Origin of the sequence: Ralstonia sp. UNC404CL21Col (assembly GCF_000620465.1) — a bacterium.
Classification (GTDB): Bacteria; Pseudomonadota; Gammaproteobacteria; order Burkholderiales; family Burkholderiaceae; genus Ralstonia; species Ralstonia flatus.
Map to the genome: position 1 here is coordinate 219179 of NZ_JIBE01000003.1, position 22585 is coordinate 241763.

At 63.9% G+C, this 22585-nt stretch carries 19 protein-coding genes and 1 tRNA gene; 5 read left to right on the plus strand and 15 right to left on the minus strand.

Going from position 1 to position 22585, the window contains the following annotated elements; translation table 11 throughout:
- Positions 1–360: 360 nt before the first annotated feature.
- Positions 361–837, plus strand: coding sequence for a rhodanese-like domain-containing protein (locus N511_RS0101065; RefSeq protein WP_027677606.1), 477 nt, complete (start codon positions 361–363; stop codon positions 835–837).
- Positions 838–848: 11 nt separating this feature from the next.
- On the opposite strand, the gene N511_RS0101070 is transcribed toward N511_RS0101065, so the two are convergent.
- The 6 genes from N511_RS0101070 to hrpA all read right to left on the minus strand — a co-directional run bounded on the left by N511_RS0101070 (position 849) and on the right by hrpA (position 9560).
- Positions 849–1667: a competence/damage-inducible protein A gene (locus tag N511_RS0101070; protein WP_027677607.1), complete on the minus strand. Its 819-nt coding sequence runs from the start codon at positions 1665–1667 to the stop codon at positions 849–851.
- 21 nt (positions 1668–1688) lie between these two features.
- A complete protein-coding gene (locus N511_RS0101075; RefSeq protein WP_027677608.1) occupies positions 1689–2546 on the minus strand; it encodes an EI24 domain-containing protein in 858 nt (285 codons plus the stop codon).
- Between the two features lie 77 nt (positions 2547–2623).
- Positions 2624–3598: a sterol desaturase family protein gene (locus N511_RS0101080; RefSeq protein WP_027677609.1), complete on the minus strand. Its 975-nt coding sequence runs from the start codon at positions 3596–3598 to the stop codon at positions 2624–2626.
- A 1-nt stretch (position 3599) separates the two neighbouring features.
- A complete protein-coding gene (locus N511_RS0101085; RefSeq protein ID WP_027677610.1) occupies positions 3600–4430 on the minus strand; it encodes a polysaccharide deacetylase family protein in 831 nt (276 codons plus the stop codon).
- A gap of 16 nt (positions 4431–4446) precedes the next feature.
- Positions 4447–5442 carry a YVTN family beta-propeller repeat protein gene (locus tag N511_RS0101090; RefSeq protein WP_027677611.1) on the minus strand — a complete coding sequence of 332 codons (996 nt, stop codon included), beginning with the start codon at positions 5440–5442 and terminating at the stop codon, positions 4447–4449.
- A gap of 116 nt (positions 5443–5558) precedes the next feature.
- Positions 5559–9560, minus strand: a complete 4002-nt coding sequence (gene hrpA / locus N511_RS0101095; protein ID WP_027677612.1) for an ATP-dependent RNA helicase HrpA — start codon at positions 9558–9560, stop codon at positions 5559–5561.
- A 71-nt stretch (positions 9561–9631) separates the two neighbouring features.
- Between hrpA and argA the strand changes: the two genes are divergently transcribed.
- Together argA and N511_RS0101105 are read left to right on the plus strand one after the other, a co-directional pair.
- Positions 9632–11029, plus strand: coding sequence for an amino-acid N-acetyltransferase (argA, locus tag N511_RS0101100; protein WP_027677613.1), 1398 nt, complete (start codon positions 9632–9634; stop codon positions 11027–11029).
- A 107-nt stretch (positions 11030–11136) separates the two neighbouring features.
- Positions 11137–11412, plus strand: a complete 276-nt coding sequence (locus N511_RS0101105; protein ID WP_004626344.1) for an oxidative damage protection protein — start codon at positions 11137–11139, stop codon at positions 11410–11412.
- Between the two features lie 145 nt (positions 11413–11557).
- Here N511_RS0101105 and rpiA read toward each other — a convergent pair whose 3' ends face one another.
- The gene (gene rpiA, locus N511_RS0101110; protein ID WP_027677614.1) at positions 11558–12244 is read right to left on the minus strand and encodes a ribose-5-phosphate isomerase RpiA; all 687 of its coding nucleotides are present in this window, start codon (positions 12242–12244) and stop codon (positions 11558–11560) included.
- A gap of 149 nt (positions 12245–12393) precedes the next feature.
- Between rpiA and tal the strand changes: the two genes are divergently transcribed.
- Positions 12394–13353 (plus strand): transaldolase, encoded by a 960-nt coding sequence (gene tal, locus N511_RS0101115; protein ID WP_027677615.1) that lies wholly within the window; start codon positions 12394–12396, stop codon positions 13351–13353.
- A gap of 15 nt (positions 13354–13368) precedes the next feature.
- On the opposite strand, the gene N511_RS0101120 is transcribed toward tal, so the two are convergent.
- From N511_RS0101120 to rnr, 3 genes are read right to left on the minus strand one after another with little or no spacing between them, the layout of a single operon-like run.
- Positions 13369–14118 carry an SIR2 family NAD-dependent protein deacylase gene (locus N511_RS0101120; protein ID WP_027677616.1) on the minus strand — a complete coding sequence of 250 codons (750 nt, stop codon included), beginning with the start codon at positions 14116–14118 and terminating at the stop codon, positions 13369–13371.
- A complete protein-coding gene (gene rlmB, locus N511_RS0101125) occupies positions 14118–14870 on the minus strand; it encodes a 23S rRNA (guanosine(2251)-2'-O)-methyltransferase RlmB (RefSeq protein WP_012761781.1) in 753 nt (250 codons plus the stop codon). Before rlmB ends, N511_RS0101120 begins: the two co-directional genes overlap by 1 nt.
- A 56-nt stretch (positions 14871–14926) precedes the next feature.
- Entirely contained in the window at positions 14927–17521 is a 2595-nt protein-coding gene (gene rnr / locus N511_RS0101130; RefSeq protein WP_027677617.1) for a ribonuclease R, read from the minus strand.
- Between the two features lie 70 nt (positions 17522–17591).
- Between rnr and N511_RS0101135 the strand changes: the two genes are divergently transcribed.
- Positions 17592–17676 (plus strand) — tRNA-Leu (locus tag N511_RS0101135).
- A gap of 370 nt (positions 17677–18046) precedes the next feature.
- Here the strand turns inward: N511_RS0101135 and N511_RS0101140 are convergent.
- The 5 genes from N511_RS0101140 to hflC form a co-directional block, all read right to left on the minus strand.
- Complete coding sequence (locus N511_RS0101140; RefSeq protein WP_027677618.1) at positions 18047–18619, minus strand: phosphoribosyltransferase; 573 nt, start codon at positions 18617–18619, stop codon at positions 18047–18049.
- A gap of 116 nt (positions 18620–18735) precedes the next feature.
- Complete coding sequence (locus tag N511_RS0101145) at positions 18736–20076, minus strand: adenylosuccinate synthase (RefSeq protein ID WP_027677619.1); 1341 nt, start codon at positions 20074–20076, stop codon at positions 18736–18738.
- A gap of 95 nt (positions 20077–20171) precedes the next feature.
- A complete protein-coding gene (locus N511_RS0101150; protein ID WP_027677620.1) occupies positions 20172–21335 on the minus strand; it encodes an ATP phosphoribosyltransferase regulatory subunit in 1164 nt (387 codons plus the stop codon).
- Between the two features lie 58 nt (positions 21336–21393).
- Positions 21394–21594 carry a DUF2065 domain-containing protein gene (locus tag N511_RS0101155; RefSeq protein WP_027677621.1) on the minus strand — a complete coding sequence of 67 codons (201 nt, stop codon included), beginning with the start codon at positions 21592–21594 and terminating at the stop codon, positions 21394–21396.
- A 76-nt stretch (positions 21595–21670) separates the two neighbouring features.
- The gene (hflC, locus tag N511_RS0101160) at positions 21671–22585 is read right to left on the minus strand and encodes a protease modulator HflC (RefSeq protein WP_027677622.1); all 915 of its coding nucleotides are present in this window, start codon (positions 22583–22585) and stop codon (positions 21671–21673) included.

A 22585-nucleotide genomic window follows, 5' to 3' on the forward strand; every position in this document is an offset into this window, starting at 1 on the left:
AGCAAGACCGTCCGACACAAACGGACGCCCCCGAAAAAGACCGCGGGAATCTTAGCAGAAACTATGCCAATTCCTGATCGGCAAGGGGCATGCGCTCCCGCAAACAGTGCAGCGCTGCGCCAACCCATGTCTGACACGGTGCGCAGGCCTCCCAGACCGCCGGACTGGCGCCGTCACGCCTAGCCCCGAGAAGGGCTGAAGCTGTCCTAGCAGAATAGTCAACGCACCGAATAAGTGCATAAAAACCCATTGAGCACCGAATGCGTGCGTTAGCGGTGCAACCGCACCAAACCGGGGATTTTCGCCCGTGCCGTGTGAGGGCGGCGCTAGAATGTTTGTTTCCCATTTCCCCAAATCGCCATGACCGCCACCACGCTCACCCGCGAGTCCCTGCTGGAAGCCGCCGCCGCTCGCCGCGAGGCTGATCAGCTGCCGTACTTCGGCGCGCTGTCGCCACAAGAAGCCGCCGCCCTGTTGGCCGCAGACCCGCAAGCGCGCCTCGTGGATGTGCGCACGCGCGCCGAGCTGGACTGGGTGGGCACGCCAGACGTTTCGCCGGGCCAGTTCGTGCATGTGGAGTGGAATCAGTATCCGGGCGGCGTGCGCAATGCCAACTTCCTCAGCGCGCTGGAAGCCGCCGTACCGAAGGATGCTCCCGTGCTGTTCCTGTGCCGCAGCGCGGCGCGCTCCAAGCACGCTGCGGCTGCAGCCGCGCAGGCCGGCTACGCGGTCGCGATGGATGTGCTGGAAGGTTTTGAGGGCGCTAAAGACACCGAAGGCCATCGCAAGACCGTGGAAGGCTGGTGCTTCCGGGGTCTGCCCTGGCACGGCGCCTGACGAAAACAGCCTCAGGAATCGGCGGGGGCGCCCGCCTCGAAGATTTCTCCGCCCAGCGCCAACGCGCCCTCGCGCAGCATCACATAGGCGCGCGCCACGGCCTCCGGTGAACCCTTCACGCCCAGGTCGATGTGCGAGCGGGCATAGCGCTCCCCGCGCGCCGCGTCGCCCACGCTCGGCAGGCTGAAGACCTTCACGCCATCGAACTCTGCTTCGATGCGCTCCATCAGGGGGGTGAGCCGCGACTCCGGCAGACCGAACACCAGGAACGAGCGCTCCTCGCGCGGCGCGCGGTGGAATTGATCGGCGTAATAGGTGTCGAGCACCCACTCCATCATCGGCCACGCCATCACCGGGAAACCCGGCATGAAATGGTGATGCGCGACCGAGAAACCGGGGATGCGGTTATAGCTGTTCGGGATGATGCGCGCGCCCTCCGGAAACTCGCCCATCTTGAAGCGGTGCTGGTTTTCGGGCGTTGAGACGTCCGCCTTGACCGGGTCGCCATTGGCCGACTCGATGATGCGCAGCGTGATCTGCTCGCGCGCCTCCGGATGCAGCGCCAACGGCACGCCCAGCGCAGCCGCGGCGCATTGGCGCGTGTGGTCATCGGGCGTGGCGCCGATGCCGCCGGTGCAGAACACCACGTCATCGCTGGCGAACGTCCGCTTGAGTACGTTCGTGATGCGCGCGGGCTGGTCGCCGACGTACTCCGCCCACTCCAACGTCAGGCCGCGCTCGCCGAGCACTTCGATCAGCTTGCGCAGGTGTTTGTCTTCGCGGCGGCCAGAGAGAATCTCGTCGCCGATGATGATCATGCCGAAAGCCATGTCAGTTCCGATGGTTTCTGATTATTCGCGAGGCAGTTCGATGGTCGTGACGTCGATGACGCTGGCCTCGACCATGCGCGCAGGCGGCGCTTCGGCTCGCAGACGCGTCAGCGCACGCAAGCAGAAATGGCCGAACCACAGCGCCGAGAAAATAAAGATCAGCACATACAGCCAGATGACGGCGATGGCGATGATCGGGAACAGCACAATCGTCACCACCGACGAGACCCACAGCAGCGTCGGCGCGGAGCCCAGCATGCCGACGGCCACGCCGATGCCGAGGAGCGGCAGCCGATAGCGCTGCATGATCGCGCGGCGCTCTTCTGCGGTGGCGTGATCAGCGAGGGCGTCGTACGTCATCAAGCGGTATGTAAGCCACCCCCACAGCAGCGGCGGGATCAGCGCGAAGAACGGCGGGATCAGCCACAACGGCAGCGTGACGATAGCCACGAGAATAACCACCAGCGTGCATAGCAGCGCATGCGTCAGGCTGCCCAGCACCGAGCCGCCCTTACGACGCTCAAGCTGCGGATAGCTGCGATCAAGAAAACGCATGACCACCGGCACCGACGCCACGCTCACCAGCACGAGAATCGACACGACAATCACCGGCACGAGCAAGGTGATCACCAGCAGCGGCGCGATGGCCGACCACAACCCGGCCATGCCGATGGCGTTGAGGCCGCTCTTGATCCAGCCCATGAAGGCCCAGCCTTCCACGGCGTTGCGGGCCATGCCGTTCATGGCATCCCAGCCGAAATACAGCACCCCGCCCCAGACAACCACAGCCACGACGAACGGCATGACGGTCAGGAACAGCATGCGCGGATGCAGTTGCGAAAGCAGCGCGCGGCCAAATGAGCGAATCAGGTCGTTCATGCAGGAATCGGGAAATCAGGGAGCGAACAGCCTAGCACAGCGTGCGGACATGACGCAGGCGCTACCCCGCCCGGGCTTTACGCCCGACCGAACAAGCGCTTGACGCCGAGCCACTGCTGACGCAGCACGCCGCGCCCGTAGTCGCGCGAGCGCCCGTGCGGCGCAGGAAGCTGATCGCGGATACCGGTGGCGTGGTACTCGGTCGAGAAGATGGCGGTGCCGAACAGCATGTCCCACCACGGGAACAGCACGCCAAAGTTGCAGCCGCCCAGCACGCCAGGCTTGCCCGGCACCTCATGCCCCAGCCCAATTGCGTGATGCAGCCGATGGAAGCGTGGCGAGATCAGCAGCCGGTCGCCGAGCCAGCCGAAATGCAGCCGCACGTTGGCGTGCTGAAGGCTCTGCAGCAATTGCGAAATGGCAACCAACAGAACGTACTGCGAAGGCTCAACCCCGATGACGAGCGCCGCGATGGCAAACACCGCACCACGCAGCACATCGTCGAGGATGTGGTTGCGGTCATCGGACCACAGCGTCATCTGTTGCTGACTGTGATGCAGCGAATGCAGGTTCCACCACCAGTGGAACTTGTGTGACAGGCGGTGATACCAGTAGTCGAGCAGGTCGAACAACACCAGGTAGATCAGAAAGCTGACGACAGCGACGGACGTGACGCCGGGCCACCAGTCTTCGACGTTCAGATGCGCCCAGCCCCAGAAACGCAGCTTGCCGTCGAGGTCGTCGATCAGCGGCTGCAGCGTGAAAAACATCAGCAGCGGGAAGAAACCCAGGCGATGAAAGAGCGTGTAGAAGATGTCGGCGCGCACGGCCTTGCGGTCTTGGAGCGGTTCCACCGGACGCCAGCGCTCCAGCGGGCGGAAGATCAGCAGCAACACCGCGATCTGCACCAACCCCATCAGCAGCCATTCGGTGCCTGGGTAGGCATCTTCAACGTAACCACCCAGGCCGACGGCATAGGTGATCGGCATCACGACGTGCTGGAAGAGCGCATCCTGCGCTTGCGTGAAGGTGTCGGCGATCCAGTCAAACATGTCAGCGTGCCGCTGTGTGTGCCGGGTGGGCAGCAAACCAGGCCTGGTACTGCGGATGATCGCGCAGCGTGGCGAAGCAGAAACCCTTGCGCTCCAGACCGATGATCAACGGCTCCAGGTCGGCTGGCGCCCACGGATCCTTGCGTGACCAGATGCCCAGATGCGCCATGGTGATGTCGCCGTCGCGCAGGCTGGACAGCGCCTTCTGCAACAACGCTTCGTTGGGATAACGCTCCGACGGCAACTCATCGCCCAGGAAACCGGCGGGCGCCCAGGCCACGTGGGCAAACCCGCATTGCTTGGCCCAAGCTTCGGTCGTAGCTGAAAGGTGACCTCCGGGCGCCCGCCACAGCGGGTCCATCGGCTGACCGGTCATGGTCTTGAAGCGCTCGGCGCTGCGTTTCAGCTCCGCACAGAATTCAGGCTCGCCCCACACGACATTGCGTCCGCCCTGCTCGCCAAACTGCGGGCGGAAGCGGACCTTGCCTGCACCCGCCTCGCCCTTGTAGTAGACGTGATCGAAGGTGTGTGTGCCGAAGGCGTGGCCATCGGCGGCGAGCGATTTCCAATACGGTGCCCAGCCTTCATCCAGCGTGCTGTCGCCGTGGATGGTCTTTTCGTTGGCGAGGAAGAACGTGGCGCGGATGCGATGGCGACGCAGCGTATCGGCAATCAATTGCGCCTGGCTCATGCTGCCTGTATCGAATGTCAGGTAGACGGTGCCCTTGCACGCACCGGCATTCACCCCACCGGGCGTAGCCGTGGCCAATGCGCACAGCGCCAGCGCAGCCGTGGCAGCTGCAGCGCGCAACATCGACAGGCGGGATTTCATCGTCGTCTCGTGACGCTCAAATCAGCGGAGCGCGTGTGCGGAAGTAAATGCCATGCGGCGAGCGCCCAACCTTGATTTCTTCCACGACCTTGCGGCTTGCCACGTCGACAATCGCCACGCGCTTGGCCCAGCGGCAGGTCACCCACAGTTGCTTGCCATCGGCGGTCAATTCCATATCGTCGGGGCCGGGCGGCAGGCCCGTGATGTCGCCCACCTTGGTCAGCGTTTGCTGATCGATGATGCTAATGGTGCCCGACACGCGGTTCGACAGGAACAGGTGGCGCTTGTCGCCCAGCGCACGGAAGTTGTGCGCGCCCTTGCCGGTCGGAATGCGTTTGACGCTGGTGCGGGTGTGCCAGTCGATCACTTCGACGTAATCGGCGCCGGTCATGCCGACCAGCAGGTATTTCTGGTCAGTCGTGACCCACACGCCGGCCGGCGCGGAGCCAATCGTCATGCGCCACATCACGTTCTGCGTGGGCAGATCGATGGCCATCACCTCGTTGGAATCCTGCACGGTGACGAACGCGATCTTGCTGTCGGCGGTAAAGGCAATGTGGCTGGGCGTCTTGGCCGCCGGAATCTGTTTGGCGATGGTCAGGGCGTGGCCGTCCCAGCGGTAAACGTCAATGCGGTCGAGCCGGTTGCCCGTGGTCAGAAACCACTTCTGGTCGGGCGAGAAGCCGATCTGGTAAGGATCGTCGATACGCGGCACGCGCTGCTGAATCTTGCCCGTGACAGGGTCGAGGAACACCAGATCGTTCCCGACGGCGTTCGCGACGATCAACGACTTTTCGTCGGGCGTGGCGATCAGGTGATGCGGCTCCTTGCCGATCGGGAACGTCTCGAGCACCTTGCGGGTGTCCTTGTCGATCAAAGAGACGCTTGCGTCGCCCGAATTCAGCACGGTGACGACTTCGGCACGCGCCGCATGCGCTGCCATCAGAGCAGCGGCCGACAGGACCAGCGTGGAGAACCAACGGGGGGCAAACGAGGCGCGCGAGGCAGACATAACGAGAAGATTCAGCAACTTAGCCAGCCATTCTAACGCTGCCGTTTAGGCCATCGCTGACACAAATCAAAAAAAGAAAGCGGGAACTTTCTCCGCGCCCGACAACGCATCGGCAGCTATCGCTGCATCGATTCCCACACCTTCTGCAGCCGCTTGACCGACATCGGCACCGGCGTGCGCAGTTCCTGTGCAAACAGGGCGATGCGCAACTCCTCGAGCATCCAGCGGAATTCCTCCATGCGCGGGTCGCTGCCGCCCTGCCCTTGCACGCGCAGCGCCTTTTCCGCGCGTTGGTATTGCTGGATGAGCGGCGCCATTTCCTGCATGCGCTGCGTGTCGCGGGCGGGGTCCGCCTTGAGCTTGTCGATGCGCAGCGCGATGCCCTTCAGGTAACGCGGGAAGTGCGTCAACTGCGCATACGGCGTCGCCTCGATGAAGCGCTTGTGCATCAACGTCTTGAGCTGTGCGTCGATATCGGCGGTGGCCGCAGCAAACGGCTTGGCGATCTGCAACTTGCGCGGCAGTTGCGCGTATTCGGCCAGGATGGCACCGACCAGCCGCGCAATCTCCTGTGCCAGCAACGTCAGGCGTGCCCGGCTTTCGTCCTTGCGGGCACCGAAGCTGGCGTCATCGGTCGGCAGCGGGTCTTGCAGGCAGGCGCGCTCCAGCGTGGCATCCAGAATCTGGTCGCGCAACTCATCCTGCGTACCGAGGTTCATGAACTGGATCGCCATCTGCGACAAGCCCGGGATGTTCTTTTCCAGGTATTTCAACGGCTCGCGCAGCTGGATCGCAAACAGCCGTCGCAAGCCCAGACGATGGATGCGCGCAGCTTCCGCCGGATCGTCGAAGACTTCCACATCGCAGTGGTCGCCGGCATCGACGAGCGCCGGATAGCCGAACAGCGTCTGGTTGCCCTTGCGGACTTCCAGCAGTTCCGGCAACTCGCCAAAGTTCCACGTCGTCAGGCCCGAGTACAGCGCGGCGTTGGCCGGCGCTTCCGACTTGCCGCTCTTGCCTGCTTTGCCGGGCTTGGCGCCGTCGTTCTGAGCGCCGGCCACGGCGGCATCCTGCGCGGCGATCGACTGGAAGGTCTGCTGCGCGCGGCCGCCGAGTTCCGCCCGCAGCTGGGCAAGATTGCGCCCCATGTCGAGCTGGCGACCGTGCTCGTCAATCACCTTGAAATTCATGAAGTGATGCGCGGGCAGCGTTTCGAGCTTGAAGTCGGCGCGCTTGAGCGCGATGCCGGTCTGCTCGCGCACGTCTGCGATCAAGCGGTCGAGCAGGTCGCCATCGCCCAACCGCACGCGCGAGACGAATCCGGCGGCGTAGTCGGGCAGCGGCACGCAATGGCGGCGCAGCTTCTGCGGCAGGCTCTTCAGCAACAGATGCACCTTCTCCTTGAGCATGCCCGGCACCAGCCATTCGGTGCGCTGCGCGGGCACCTGGTTGAGCGCGTACAGCGGCACGGTGAGCGTTACGCCGTCGCGCGGGCTGCCGGGCTCGAAGTGATACGTCAGGCCCATGTCGATGCCGGCAATCGGCAGCACCTTCGGGAACAGGTCGGTGGTGATGCCGGCCGCCTCGTGTCGCATCAGGTCGTCACGATTCAGGTACAGCAGCTTCTGGCCGCTCTTGCCACCCGCGCTGGCGGCTTCGGCATACCAGCGCTCGAACGACACGGTGTTGTAGATGTCCGCCGGAATCTGGCTGTCGTAGAAGGCGTAGATCAGCTCGTCGTCCACCAGCACGTCTTGCCGGCGTGACTTGTGTTCGAGGTTTTCGATCTCGCGCACCAGGCGCTGGTTGTGCGTGAAGAACGGCAGGCGCGTTTCGAACTCGCCGTCGACCAGCGCACGACGGATGAACATCTCGCGCGCCTCCTTCGGCTGCATCGGCCCGAAGTGCACGCGGCGCTGCTGGTAGATCGGCAGACCGTACAGCGTGCCGCGCTCGAACGCCATCACCTGGCCGGCCTTCTTTTCCCAATGCGGATCGCTCCACGACACCTTCAGCAGATGCGCGCCGACCTTTTCCACCCATTCCGGCTCGATGCGCGCAAGCGTGCGGCCGAACAGGCGGCTGGTATCGACCAGCTCGCCTGCCACGACCCACTTGCCCGCCTTGCGCGCAATGGCCGAACCCGGCCAGAGGAAGAACTTGATGCCGCGCGCGCCGAGGTATTCGCGGCCTTTACCGTCGGCCTCCTCGATGCGGACACCGATATTGCCGAGCAGGCCCGTCAGCAGCGCCAGGTGCAACTGCTCATACGTCGGGTCGGATTCGTTGAGCTTCCAGCCCTGCTCCGCCACCGTGGTGTGCAACTGCGAATGCACGTCGCGCCATTCACGCAGCCGCACATGCGACAGGAAATGCGAGCGGCACTGGTCCTGCAATTGTTTGTTCGATTTCTTGTGCGCGATGGCCTCTTCAAACCACTTCCACAGCTTCACCCAACCGAGGAATTCCGATTTTTCGTCAGCGAACTGCCGGTGCGCCTGATCGGCTTGCTGTTGCAGTTCCTGCGGGCGTTCGCGCGGGTCTTGCACCGACAAGGCGCTCGCGATGATCAGCATCTCGCGCAGGCATTGATGGTCGCGGCCAGCCAGGATCATCCGCGCCACGCGCGGGTCCAGCGGCAGGCGGGCGACCTGCTTGCCCAGCGGAGTCAACGCATTTTCATCGTCGACAGCGCCGAGTTCCTGCAAAAGCTGATAGCCGTCGGCAATGGCACGGCCCAGCGGCGGCTCGATGAAGGGAAACTGCTCGACATCCGTCAGCCGCAGCGCCTTCATGCGCAGGATGACCGCCGCCAGGGACGAACGCAGGATCTCCGGATCGGTGAAACGCGGCCGCGCAATGAAATCCGCCTCGTCATACAGGCGAATGCAGACGCCGTCGGCGACCCGGCCGCAACGACCGGCGCGCTGGTTGGCCGCAGCCTGCGATACCGGCTCGATCTGCAGTTGCTCGACCTTGTTGCGATACGAATAACGCTTCACGCGCGCCAGCCCCGTATCGACCACGTAGCGAATGCCCGGCACCGTCAGCGAGGTCTCGGCCACGTTGGTTGCAAGCACGATGCGCCGCGCGTTGGACGGCCGGAACACACGTTCCTGCTCCTGCACGGACAAGCGCGCAAACAGCGGCAGGATCTCGGTATGCGCCGGATGGTGCTTGCGCAGCGCCTCGGCCGCCTCGCGAATCTCGCGCTCGCCAGGCAGAAAGATGAGCACGTCGCCCGGGCCTTCGCGGGCGAGTTCGTCCACCGCATCGACGAGCGCTTCGTAAAGATCGCGCTCCTTGTCCTTCTCGTCGCGCTGGATCGGGCGGTAGCGCACCTCGACCGGATACAACCGGCCGCTGACTTCAATGACGGGCGCCGGCCCCTTGGGGCCCGCAAAGTGCTCCGCAAACCGCTGCGCGTCGATGGTCGCCGAGGTGATGATCACCTTCAGGTCAGGCCGGCGCGGCAGAAGCTGCTTGAGATAGCCGATCAGGAAGTCGATGTTGAGGCTGCGTTCGTGCGCCTCGTCGATGATGATCGTGTCGTAGGCGCGCAGGAGCGGATCGTTCTGCGTCTCGGCCAGCAAGATGCCGTCGGTCATCAGCTTGACCGACGCACCCGCAGACAGCGTGTCGTTGAAGCGCACCTGGAAGCCCACGTGCTCGCCCACCGGCGTACCGATTTCCTGGGCGATGCGCTTGGCGGTAGACGTCGCGGCAATCCGGCGCGGCTGCGTATGGCCGATCAGCCCGGTACCGCCCGCGCCAATGCCCCGCCCGATCGACAGGCAGATCTTCGGCAACTGCGTGGTCTTGCCCGAGCCGGTTTCGCCCGAGACGATCACCACCTGGTTGGCGGCGATGGCCTCGGCGATTTCGTCGCGTCGGGCCGATACGGGCAGCGCTTCGGGAAACGTAATCGGCGGGACGCGGTTCGCACGTGCGCGGCGCGCCTCCAGCGCCGCGGCGAGTTCTTCCGGCGTGGGCTTCTGGCGGCGCTGCGGACGACCATTGCCGCCGGGCTTGCGCTCGGGCGGCGGCGTGTCTTTCGGCGATTTCTGGGAGGGCGCCGCCGGGCGTGGCCGGGGCGGCTGGGCGTGGGAATCTGACATCGGGCGGGATTATAATCCGCGCATCTTTCCTATGCCGGCCCGCGCCCCGTGCCGCTTTTCCTCCTCCGCCCGTGACCGCTCGTTCCTCCGCCCCCGCCTCCGGCGTTTCGCTGGCGGCGCACACGCCCGCCCCCGTCGACGTCGCCCCGATTCCACCCACGCCCGAACAGCAGCAGTTCGTGCACTGGCTGCGCGAGGTGGCGCCGTACATCCATTCTTTCCGCGACAAGACGTTCGTGATCGGTTTTGGCGGCGAGCTGGTCCAGGCCGGCATGCTGGGCGCGCTGGTCAACGACGTCGCCCTGTTGCACGCCATGGGCATGCGCATCGTGCTGGTGCATGGGTCGCGTCCGCAGGTGGAAGAACAGCTCGCCCTGCGCAACGTGAAAACACAGTTCGTGGATGGCGTGCGAGTGACGGACGGCGCCGCGCTGGAATCCGCCAAGGAAGCGTCGGGCGAACTGCGCCTGGACATCGAAGCCGCTTTCAGCCAGGGCCTGCCGAATACGCCGATGGCCGGCGCACGCATGTCCGTCGTGTCGGGCAACTTCGTGACGGCGCGGCCGGTGGGCATCGTCAACGGCGTGGATTTCCAGCACACGGGGCTGGTGCGCAAGATCGATGCGGAGTCGATCCAGCACTCGCTGTCCAACCGCAAGATCGTGCTGCTCTCGCCGCTGGGCTTTTCACCCACGGGCCAGGCGTTCAACCTGTCGATGGAAGACGTGGCCGCCAATACCGCCACGGCGCTGAAAGCCGACAAGCTCATCTTCATCACGGAGCTGCCCGGCATCATGGACCGCGTGGGCAAGCTGCAGCAGGATCTGTCGATGGAAACGGCCATCGAGCGCCTGCGCGACGGCAGCCTGTCGCACGACACCGCCTATTACCTGCAACACATCGTCAAGGCGATGCGCGGCGGCGTGCGCCGGGCACACGTCATCCCGTTCGCGCTGGACGGCAGCATCCTGCTGGAACTGTTCCTGCACGACGGCGTGGGCACCATGGTGTCGCACACCGATCTGGAATACCTGCGCGACGCCACGCTGGATGACGTGGGCGGCATCGTCTCGCTCATCGAACCGCTCGAGGCGGACGGCACGCTGGTGCCGCGCGAACGCCGGCTACTGGAGCGCGACATCGCCAACTTCTCGGTCATCGAGCACGACGGCATCATCTTTGGCTGTGTGGCGCTGTATCCGTACCCGAAGGACGGCATGGCCGAAATGGCGTGCCTGATCGTGTCGCCGGACAGCCAGGGCACCGGCGACGGCGAACGCCTGCTCAAGCACACTGAAGTGCGCGCCCGTGCGCTGGGCCTCAAGCGCCTGTTCGTGCTCACCACGCGGACGGAGCATTGGTTTCTCAAGCGCGGCTTCGTGCGCGCCAGCGTGGACGATCTGCCGGAAGACCGCCGCAAGCTGTACAACTGGCAGCGGCGCTCGATGGTGCTGATGAAGAAGCTCTAAACCCTTGGCGCGCGTCGTGGAATCCAAGCCCGGCGGCGCGCGGCCTTTACAATAGCGGCACCTGCGTCGCGCTTGAGCGGCGCTCCCGCCACACAAGAGGAATCCCCATGGCCCGCATGGTCCACTGCGTCAAGCTCAACAAGGAAGCCGAAGGTCTCGACTTCCCGCCCCTGCCCGGCGAACTGGGCAAGAAACTCTGGCAAAGCGTCTCGAAGGAAGCGTGGGCCGGCTGGCTCAAGCACCAGACCATGCTGATCAACGAAAACCGCCTGAACATGGCCGATTCGCGCGCACGCCAGTACCTGCTCAAGCAGACCGAGAAGTACTTCTTTGGCGATGGCGCAGACGAGGCTGCCGGCTACGTGCCGCCGCCCTCGGCCTGATCTGCCGATACCCATAAAAAAGCCGTTCAGCGCAAACTGAACGGCTTTTTGTTTGTTTGGGCAACGCCAATTCAACGCGCCGCAACGGGCATAAAAAAAGCTGCTCATTTGCATGAGCAGCTTTTCGATGAGGCACGCACAGCGATCAGAAATCGCGACGCTGCACCCCCGCTTCCGTCCCGAGCAGCAGCACATTGGCGCCGCGCTTGGCAAACAGGCCGACCGTCACCACGCCCGGAATATCGTTGACCACCGATTCCAACCCCTTCGGATCGGCAATGCGCAGGCCCGTCACGTCGAGAATCACGTTGCCGTTATCGGTCTTGTAGATCTGGCCTTCCTTGGTCATGCGCAGGCGCGGCTGACCGCCCAGCGCAGCCAGTTGACGCGCCACGGCTGCACGTGCCATGGGCACCACTTCCACCGGCAACGGGAAGGCGCCCATCGTTTCAACGAGCTTGCTGCCGTCGGCGATGCAGACAAACACGCTGGCAACCGAGGCGACGATCTTCTCGCGCGTGAGCGCACCGCCGCCGCCCTTGATCATGGCGCCCGAGGCGTCGATCTCGTCGGCACCATCCACGTAGACGGGGATGGCGTCGACCTCATTCAGATCGAGCACCGTAAAGCCGTGGCCCTGCAGGCGGCGCGTCGACGCTTCGGAGCTGGACACCGCGCCGGCGAAGCGTGCCTTGTGCGGCGCCATCGCGTCGATGAACAGGTTGGCCGTCGAGCCGGTGCCGACACCCAGCACGGCGCCCTCGGGCACATTGGCCAATACGTAGTCTGCGGCGGCCTGTGCCACCAGCGCCTTCAGTTCATCCTGCGTCATCGCAAAAACTCGGTCGGATCGGAAAACCCGGTAGTGTACCGGATCAATACGATCGCCTCCGGCCGGCTCGCTGAGCCAAACCTGCGGAGTACAATCGATTCATCCTTTCACCTCCAGCGCAACGCTGGAACGCACTACGGACTTGCTTCATGACTCAGCTCGATCAACTCAAGCAGTTCACCACCGTCGTCGCCGACACGGGCGACTTCCAGGCCATGCGTGCCTACGCACCGCACGATGCGACGACCAACCCGTCGCTGATTCTCAAGGCCGTGCAGAAAGCCGAATACCGCCCGCTGCTGGAGCAAGCCGTGCGTGACGCCCGCAGCGACAGCGTCGAGGACATCATCGATGCCGTCCTGGTGGCGTTCGGCTGCGAGATCCTGTCGATCATCCCGGGCCGCGTGTCGACCGAAGTCGATGCGCGCCTGTCGTTCGATACCGAAGCGACGGTCGCCAAGGCCAAGCATTTGATTGCGCTGTACGAAGCGCGAGGCGTGGCGCGCGAGCGCGTGCTGATCAAGATTGCGTCGACGTGGGAAGGCATCCGCGCGGCGGATCAACTCCGCGCCGAAGGCATCCGCTGCAACATGACACTGCTGTTCTCGCTGGCTCAGGCCGTGGCGTGCGCGGAAGCGGGCGTGCAACTCATCTCGCCGTTCGTCGGCCGCATCTACGATTGGTACAAAAAGGATGCCGGCGCCAACTGGGATCCGGTCGCCCAAGGCGGCGCGAACGACCCCGGCGTGCAGTCCGTCCTGCGCATCTACAACTACTACAAGAAGTTCGACTATCCCACCGAGGTCATGGGCGCGAGCTTCCGCAATGTCTCGCAGATCGTCGAACTGGCTGGCTGCGACCTCCTGACCATCAGCCCCGATCTGCTCGCCCAGCTGCAGCAATCCGATGCGCCGGTCGAGCGCAAGCTGTCTCCGGACAACGCCAACGCGGCCAATATCGTGCGCCTGCCCGCCGACGAGAAATCGTTCCGCTGGCACATGAATGCGGACGCCATGGCCACCGAAAAACTGGCCGAAGGCATCCGCCTGTTTGCAGCGGACGCGATCAAGTTGGAAGCGCTGATTGAGCCGCTGCGCGCAGCGGCGTAAGAACAAAGCCGGGCCTTATCCCAGCATGGCGGGCAGGCACACGCCCGCCGGCTGGTGGATCACCAAGTCGGCCGTTGCATCTAGGGCGCTCGGTTCCGGATTCACGACGATCACCTTGGCACCGTGGTCCTTCGCCAACCCCGGCAACCCGGCGGCCGGATATACCATGCCCGATGTGCCGACCACCAGACAAAGGTCGCAGGTATTGGCCGCCTCTTCTGCGCGGTAGTTCGCTACCAGCGGCAGTTGCTCGCCAAACCACACCACGCCCGGGCGCAGCATCGCGCCACACGTCGCACAACGCGGTGGGCGTCCCGGCTCGGCGGTGGCGATATCGCATTTGCCGCAGCCACCCAGCCACTTGTCCGCAAACAGGTTGCCGTGCAGCTCGATGACCCCTTCGCTGCCGGCGCGCTGATGCAAACCATCGACGTTCTGCGTGACCAGCGTCACCGTCTTGCGCTTGGCGAGCGCGGCAATCGCAAGATGAGCGGGATTCGGCTGCGCCTGCAGCACGCGCTCGCGGCGCTCCTGATACCAGTCCCACACCATGCGCGGATGCTTACGGTAGGCGGCTTCGGTGGCCATGTCTTCCGGGTTGAATCGCGACCACAGGCCGGTCAGCGCATCACGGAACGTCGGCACACCGGATTCAGCCGAGACGCCCGCACCGGTCAGCACCATGATGCGCTGGGCGGCCTCGACCCAGGCGTGGGCCTGGGCCAATGCAGCCGCATCGGATACGGCTGTGGGTTCGATGCCCATTACTTCTTGGCAGGTGCCGCCGCGCGTTGGCGTACCGCTTCGAACAGGCATACGCCGCTCGCCACCGACACATTCAGGCTTTCCACGCTTCCCGCCATCGGAATGCTGACCAGCGCATCGCACGTCTCACGCGTGAGGCGGCGCATGCCCTCGCCTTCGGCGCCCATCACGATGGCGATGGGGCCTTTGAAGTCTGCCTGGTAGAGATCCTGTTCGGCCTCATCAGCCGTGCCGATCACCCATACGCCGCGCTCCTGCAACTCGCGCAGCGTGCGCGCCAGGTTGGTTACGGTGATGTACGGAACGGTTTCGGCCGCACCGCTCGCGACCTTGGCGACCGTCGTGTTGATCCCAACGCTGCGGTCCTTTGGCGCGATCACGGCATGCGCGCCGGCAGCATCCGCCACGCGCAGGCAAGCACCGAGGTTATGGGGATCGGTCACACCGTCGAGCACCAGCAGCAACGGCGTGCCTTCGATGCCGTCGAGCAGTTCATCAAGATTGAGCGCCAGCGACAGCGACTCTGCCTTGGCAACCACGCCCTGATGGCGGTCGGTCCCGGCAATGCCACGCAGACGGTCGGCGTCAGCAGGAATGAGGCGCACGCCCGCTGCTTCCGCCGCTTTCAGGAAATCCTGCATGCGGCGGTCGCGGCGGTTGGCCTCGAAGTAGATTTCGTCGATCGACTTGGCGCCGTGGCGCAGTCGGGCGGTCACGGCATGAAAGCCGATGAGGAGCTTGGATTTAGACATGGCGCGATTGTACCCGTCTGCCCTCGCTCCTCGGCCGCTTTAACCGCTTAACCGCTTTAACGCCCCTTGGTCTTGCGCGGGGCCTTGCCTGCCACCTTGCGTGGCGCTGCAGTCTTGGCGCCACCCTTGGGCTTCGTGCCACGCGCCGCCTGCTTCTTACGCGCAGGTTTGGCGTGGGGATGGCCCGGGGGCAGTGCCCGGCCGCCCGGCTCGAAGACCGGCTGCTCTTCGATGACGCGATCCAACGTCTCGTCGAACGACTCCTCCGGCTTGGCCGTACCGCCCAGCAATGCTGCCAGCTGGCGCGGTTTCTTGCGGCCAACTGGCGGTGCCGGCGTCGCCACTGCAGCTTGCCGCGCGGCCGCGGCTTCCGGTGCGCCGGTCACCTTGGCCGGGCGCAGCGCCTTGGTCGAGGGCTCCTGGATCAGGCGGAAATCCATCTTCCGGGCATCCAGATCGACGCGCAGCAACTGCACGCGCACGCGGTCGGTCAACCGATAACGGATGCCCGTGCGCTCCCCGCGCAGCTCGTTGCGTGCTTCGTCGTATTGGAAGTAATCGCTGCCCAGCTCGGTCACGTGCACAAGGCCTTCCACATACAGCTCGTCAAGCTGCACGAAGATGCCGAATGAAGTGACGGCGCTGACGGTGCCCGAGAACTCGTTGCCGAGCTTGTCGCGCATGAAGTAGCACTTGAGCCAAGCCTCGACGTCGCGCGAGGCTTCGTCGGCGCGGCGTTCGTTGGCGGAGCAATGCACCCCAAGCTCATGCCAGATCGCTTCGACCTTGGCCTTGTTGACGACCGCAGCCGGCACGCCTTTCTCGGCTTCGGCCTGCAAACGCCGCGCCTTGGGCGATAGCGCGCTGTTCAACTGCACGCCCGGCGCCAACGCCGGCACATAACGCGTGCGATTCAGGATCGCCTTGATGGAGCGATGCACCAGCAAGTCAGGGTAGCGGCGGATCGGGCTGGTGAAGTGCGCATACGCCGGATACGCCAGGCCAAAGTGGCCGATGTTGTCCGGGCTGTAGACCGCCTGCTGCATCGAGCGCAGCAGCATGGTCTGCAGCATCGGTGCGTCGGGGCGGGCGGCCACCTTTTCCATCAGTTCGGCGTAATCGGCGGCCTGCGGCTTGTCACCGCCGCCCAGCGTCAAGCCGCTGGTTTTCAGGAACGCGCGCAGCGCCTGCAGCTTTTCTTCGGTCGGGCCTGCGTGAACGCGGTACAGCGCCGGGTGCTTGTATTTCTCGAGCATCTCGGCCGCACAGACGTTGGCCGTCAACATGCACTCCTCGATCAGCCGGTGCGCGTCGTTGCGGGTGCGCGGCAGGATCTGCTCGATCTTGCCCTGCGCGTTGCAGACGATGTACGTCTCGGTGGTGTCGAAGTCAATCGCGCCACGCTCACGGCGCGCCTTGAGCAGCGTCTGATACAGCTCGTACAGCTCCTGCAGATGCGGCACCAGCGGCGCCCGCTTGGCCGCTTCCGGACCCTTCACGTTCGACAGGATCGCCCAGACCTCGTTGTAGGTCAGGCGCGCCTTAGAGTGCATCACCGCCGGATAGAACTGATAAGCCTTGATCTCGCCCTTGGCCGTGATCACCGCGTCGCAGACCATGCACAGGCGGTCCACTTCGGGGTTCAGAGAGCACAAACCGTTGGAAAGCTTCTCGGGCAGCATCGGAATCACGCGGCGCGGGAAGTAGACCGAAGTCGCACGATCAATGGCGTCTGCATCCAGCGGATGCCCGGGCCGCACGTAATGCGACACGTCGGCAATCGCCACAATCAGACGCCAGCCCTTGCTGCGGCCAATCTTGACGGGCTCCGCGTAGACGGCGTCGTCAAAGTCGCGTGCATCTTCACCATCGATGGTGACCAGCGGCACATCGCGCAAGTCGATGCGGCCGGCCAGATCGGCGTCGCGCACCACGTCCGGCAGCGCCTCTGCCTCGCGTTGTGTCGGCTCCGAAAACTCGTGCGGCACGCCGTACTTTCGCACCGCGATTTCGATCTCCATGCCCGGGTCGTCGATCTCACCCAGCACCTCGACCACGCGGCCGATCGGCTGCACGTAGCGGTCCGGATATTCCAGGATCTCCACGCTCACCACCTGGCCGACCTTGGCCTTGCCCTGCCCCTTCGGCGCGATCAGGATGTCGCGGCCCAGACGCTTGTCTTCGGGCGCCACGACCAGCGTGCCGCTTTCCGAGAGCAACCGGCCGATAACGCGCTTGTTGGCGCGCTGCAGGATCTCGACGATCTGCCCTTCCGAACGCCCGCGGCGATCGTAGCCGACGGCGCGCACCAGGGCGCGGTCGCCGTGCATGGCCTTCTGCATCTCTCGTTCTGGCAGGAAGATGTCGGGCTCGCCGTCATCGCGGACGAAAAAGCCGAAGCCATCGCGATGGCCAATGACGCGGCCTTCGATGAAATTGGGCTGGTGCGCCAGTTCGTAGCGCCCCTTGCGGTTGAGTTCGATCTGACCATCCCGCTCCATGGCGGTCAGACGCTTGATAAAGCCGTCATGCTCCTTGCGCGTGACCGACAGCGCCTTGGCAATGTCGGTGGCAGACAGCGGAGACCCCGACGTGCGCAGCACACCGAGGATTTCCTCGCGGCTCGGGATCGGATAAGTCGGTTGATTCAATTTTTTCTTCTAGAGTGTTGACAGGATCGCTGGATCCCGTAATAATTACAGCTTCGGTACACGCACACCTGCCCAGGTGGCGGAATTGGTAGACGCACTAGTTTCAGGTACTAGCGGGTAACTCCGTGGAGGTTCGAGTCCTCTCCTGGGCACCAGAGTTTAGGAACGGCGCAACGCAAGTTGCGCCGTTTTTCTTTTCCGCGACCGGATTATCGTTATTCAGTAGCTGACGCGACATTCCGCGAAGGACGACGTGCATTGTGTCTTGGCTATCACGCCAGGGCCGAGCCAGGATCACCGGCCTCACCTGCCCTAGACGCTGGGTGGGTTCAAAGCCTGGCACATCGACATCGATGCACCACGCTTCGATCAACCGCGCTGCTCGTATTGGCATGTCCTGCAAAGCCAATCCGTACGCGGGTTTCGGGCCAATGTTGCGGCCCGTGACGTCAGGTTACCGAAGTGGCACGCACGACGCAAGCCGCACACGCCACTCCATTCACACTCGACGCAATCGACCAACGCTCAAGCCGCCGATGCTTCGCCGTTACCGGCCGAACGCGACTTGCCGCGCTTGATCCACGCCGCCAGGTTGTGAGGACGCAGCGTGTCGTACTCCTCGAACGGCTGATGGATCCACGGATTGGTCGCAAGAAACTGCACGGCGTAATCCGGTTTGATCTTCGAGCATGCCTTGTGCCACAGCACAGCGGTGCGCACGTCGGTCACGGCCGGATAGCGCTCCTTCAGGTGACGCCCGACACGCTCAAGCGTGACGCCCGAATCCACCAGATCGTCCACCAGCAAGACGCGGCCCGACAGCTCGCCACGGGTCATCGTGATGTACTGTGCGATGTCGAGATCGCCCTGCTGCGTGCCGGCGGCTTCGCGATAGCTGCTAGTTGCCAGGATGGCCAACGGCAGGTCGTAGATGCGCGAAAGCTGATCGCCAACACGCAGGCCGCCACGCGCCAGGCACAGGATCTTGTCGAACTTCCAGCCCGACTCGTGCACGATGAGCGCCAGACGCTCGATCAGGCCATGGTAGTCATCCCAAGACACCCACAGGTGCGAGTCGTCGTTGATCGGCTGGTTCATGGTGTACCTCTTCGTATCGTAAATGCGGCGTGAGTTGCCGCTATCGTGTTCTATGAAAAACGGCGCCCCATGCAAATTCGCCCGGCGAATCACCGGGCGAATCTGGGAGCAACGCGTCAGTCCTTGTAGGGATGACGCAGCAGGATGGTTTCGTCGCGGTCGGGGCCAGTCGAGATCATGGCGATCGGAATACCGGCCACTTCTTCGACACGCTTCAGGTAAGCCTGAGCGGTTTCGGGCAGCGCATCCCATTCCTTCAGGCCGAAGGTGGAAGTGTTCCAGCCCGGGAATTCTTCGTAGATCGGCTGGCAACGCGCCACGGCATCGGAGCCGCGCGGGAGGATGTCGATTTCCTTGCCGTCGAGCGTGTAGCCCACGCACAGCTTGAGCGTTTCCAGGCCATCCAGCACATCGAGCTTGGTCATGCACAGGCCCGAGACACCGTTGATCTGGATCGCGCGACGCAGCGCAGCGGCATCCAGCCACCCCGTGCGGCGCGGGCGGCCCGTGACCGAACCGAATTCCTTGCCGACATTGGCCAGACGCACGCCGATCGGATCCTGGCGCGCCGGGTTATCCGCATCGTACAGCTCGCTCGGGAACGGGCCAGAGCCCACGCGCGTGCAATACGCCTTGGTAATACCGAGGATGTAATGCAGTTGGCCCGGGCCGACGCCTGCACCGGCGGCGGCATTACCCGCGACGCAGTTGCTCGACGTGACGAACGGATACGTGCCGTGGTCGATATCGAGCAGCGCGCCTTGCGCGCCTTCGAACATCAGGTTCTTGCCGGCAGCGTTGGCGGCAAACAGCTCGGCCGATACGTCCGTCACCATCGGGGCGAGGCGATCTGCGTACGACAGCATCTCGTCGAGCGTCTGCTGGAAATCCAGCGCCGGGTGATTCAGGTACTGCGTCAGAACGAAATTGTGGAAATCCAGGTTTTCGCGCAGACGCTCGGCAAAGTAAGCCGGGTCGAAGAGGTCTTGCACGCGCAGCGCGCGGCGGGCCACCTTGTCTTCGTACGCCGGGCCGATACCGCGGCCGGTGGTGCCGATCTTGGCGGCGCCGCGCTTGGCTTCGCGCGCCTTGTCGATGGCGACGTGGTACGGCAGGATCAGGTTGGTCGCTTCCGAAATGCGCAGTCGGTTCTGCACCTGCACGCCAGCCGATTCCAGTTCGTCGATTTCCTTGAACAATGCCTCGGGCGACAGCACGACACCGTTGCCGATGTAGCACGCGACGCCGTCACGCATGATGCCCGACGGGATCAGACGCAGGATCGTCTTCTTGCCGCCGATGATGAGGGTATGGCCTGCGTTATGTCCGCCCTGGAAACGAACCACGCCTTGCGCATGATCGGTCAGCCAATCGACGATTTTCCCTTTACCTTCGTCACCCCATTGGGTGCCGATGACGACGACATTGCGTCCTTGGCTCACTGCTGGTGCGGACATGTTGAATTTGCAGATGGGTTAAAAACGTATTCTACCCTTGTTGCCAGGGGCTTCCCTGAAATTACGGGGTATTTACACAACGTTATGCAACAGCCTCAGATCGAAGCGTTGCGGGGCTTGACGATCCAGCGACCGCCCTCTTCGACGAGCTGCCGGTCGTAGGCGAATTCCTCCAGGTCTTCCGGGTGGCCCGGCAGCGACTGGATCACGATTTCGCCCGCAGCGCGCAACGCGGCAATCGCCTCGCGCAGCTTGGCATCACCCGACCAAGGCGCATGGATGGCAGCGGCGCGTGCCTCCACCGGCGAGATACCCGCCACTTCGCGCAGGTCCAGTGAAAAACCAGTCGCCGGGCGGGCGCGGCCGAACGCCTCGCCGACCTTGTCATACCGGCCACCGCGCGCCACGGCATTCGGCACACCGGCCACATAGGCAGCAAACATCACACCGCTGTGGTAGTGGTAGCCGCGCAGATCGGCCAGATCGATGTTGACGGTCGCCCCGCCTGCACGCTCGGCCAGCGTAGCCAAGTCGTCCAGCGCGCGGCCGATGGCGGGCAACGCCGGCAACTGCTTGCGAGCAAGCGCAAGCACGTCGACGCCGCCGTACAGCGCCGGCAGCAGATTGATGGCGTCGCGCTGGGCCGCCGGAAGATCGGCCGTGATGGCACGCAAAGCGGGCACGTCCTTGGCGGCCAGCGCCGTGAAGAGATCGTCCTGAATGCGTGCGGCAATCGGCGATTGCTCCAGCAACGCGGCCACCACGCCGACGTGACAGAGATCCAGACGCACATCGGCCAGACCCGCGGCCGACAGCGCGGCGAGCATCAGCTCCTGGATTTCCAGATCGGCTTCCAGCCCAGCGTGGCCATAGATTTCCGCACCGATCTGCAGCGGCTCACGGGTGACGTGAAATCCACTCGGACGCGTATGCAATACCGACCCGGCGTAGCACAAGCGCGTGACGCCGGCGCGGTTCAGCAAATGCGCATCGATGCGCGCCACTTGCGGTGTGATGTCGGCACGCAGGCCAATGGTGCGGCCGGAAAGTTGGTCGACCAGCTTGAATGTCTTCAAATCGAGGTCATGCCCAGTGCCGGAGAGCAGCGACTCGATGTATTCCAGCATCGGCGGCATGACGAGTTCGTAGCCGTAAGTGCGGAACAGGTCGAGCATGCAGCGGCGCAACTCTTCGATCTTGCGCGCCTCGGAAGGCAGCACATCAGCAATGGATTCAGGCAGCAGCCAATTGGTCGGCATGACGGTCTCGCTCGGGAGTCTGGTACGGCAGAAATTCGGTAAAAACGCAGGAAGTGCGCTAGCGATGCAGCAACCGCAGGAGGATCAGCCCAATCGCCATCGACACCAGGCCGATCACGCGAAGCTTTTCGTCGGGCAGATCGGTCAGCGTCTGGAACGCGCGTCGCCAGGCTTGTGGCGCCACGAACGGCAGAATGCCCTCGAAAACGAGCACCAGCGCGCACGCTGCCAGCAAAACGTTGGGTAGTGACTCTTCCATGGGATGCGGTTGGCGAACGAACAAAACCCCGGCAAGCCGGGGTCTGTCCGCCTCAAATGATCAGCGACGCATTGTACTAGCGATGGCGCCCCGTCTGGGCAGCCGGTGCCGCCGCCGAGTTGCCGCCGTTCGGGCTGCGCATGTATTTGAAGAAATCGTTGTTCGGCTGCAGCACCATCACGTCCTTCCGATCGCGGAACGACGCGCGATACGCTTCCATGGAGCGCCAGAATGCGGCGAACTGCGGATCGCGGCCAAATGCATCGGCATAAATATCTGCCGCGCGGGCGTCGCCCTCACCCTTGATCTTCTGCGCATCACGGTAGGCATCGGCGAGGACGACTTCGCGCTGACGATCGGCATCGGCGCGAATCTTTTCGCCCTCGGCGGCACCCGTTGATCGCAGCTCATTGGCCACACGCTTACGCTCGGCCTCCATGCGGCGATAGACGGACTCTGTCACGCTGGCCAGCAGATCGACACGCTTCAGGCGCACATCGATGATGTCTACGCCGACGGACTTGCCATACTCCTGCACGCCTTTGAGGATGCTCTGCATCACGGCTTCACGATCGGTCGAGACCACATCGGACACTGTGCGGCGCGCAAACTCATCGCGGGCAATGGAGTTGATCTTCTGCGTCATGCTGTCTTGCGCGAGGCGGTTATCGCCTTTGAAGCTGACGTAGAACAGACGCGGATCAGACACGCGCCACTTCACAAACCAGTCGACCAGCAGGTTCTTCTTCTCCGCCGTGATGAAACGATCGGCGCCGGCGACATCGATGGTCTGCAGGCGCTTATCCATGAACACAACGTTCTGCAGCGGCGGCGGGAGCTTGAAATGCAGCCCCGGCTCCTTGATGACCTGCTTGATCTCACCAAAGGCGAACACCACGGCGTACTGCCGTTGATCCACCACGAATACCACCGACGAAAACACCGCCAGGGCAATGACCAGCGCCACGAAGGCAGAAATCAGACGATTCAT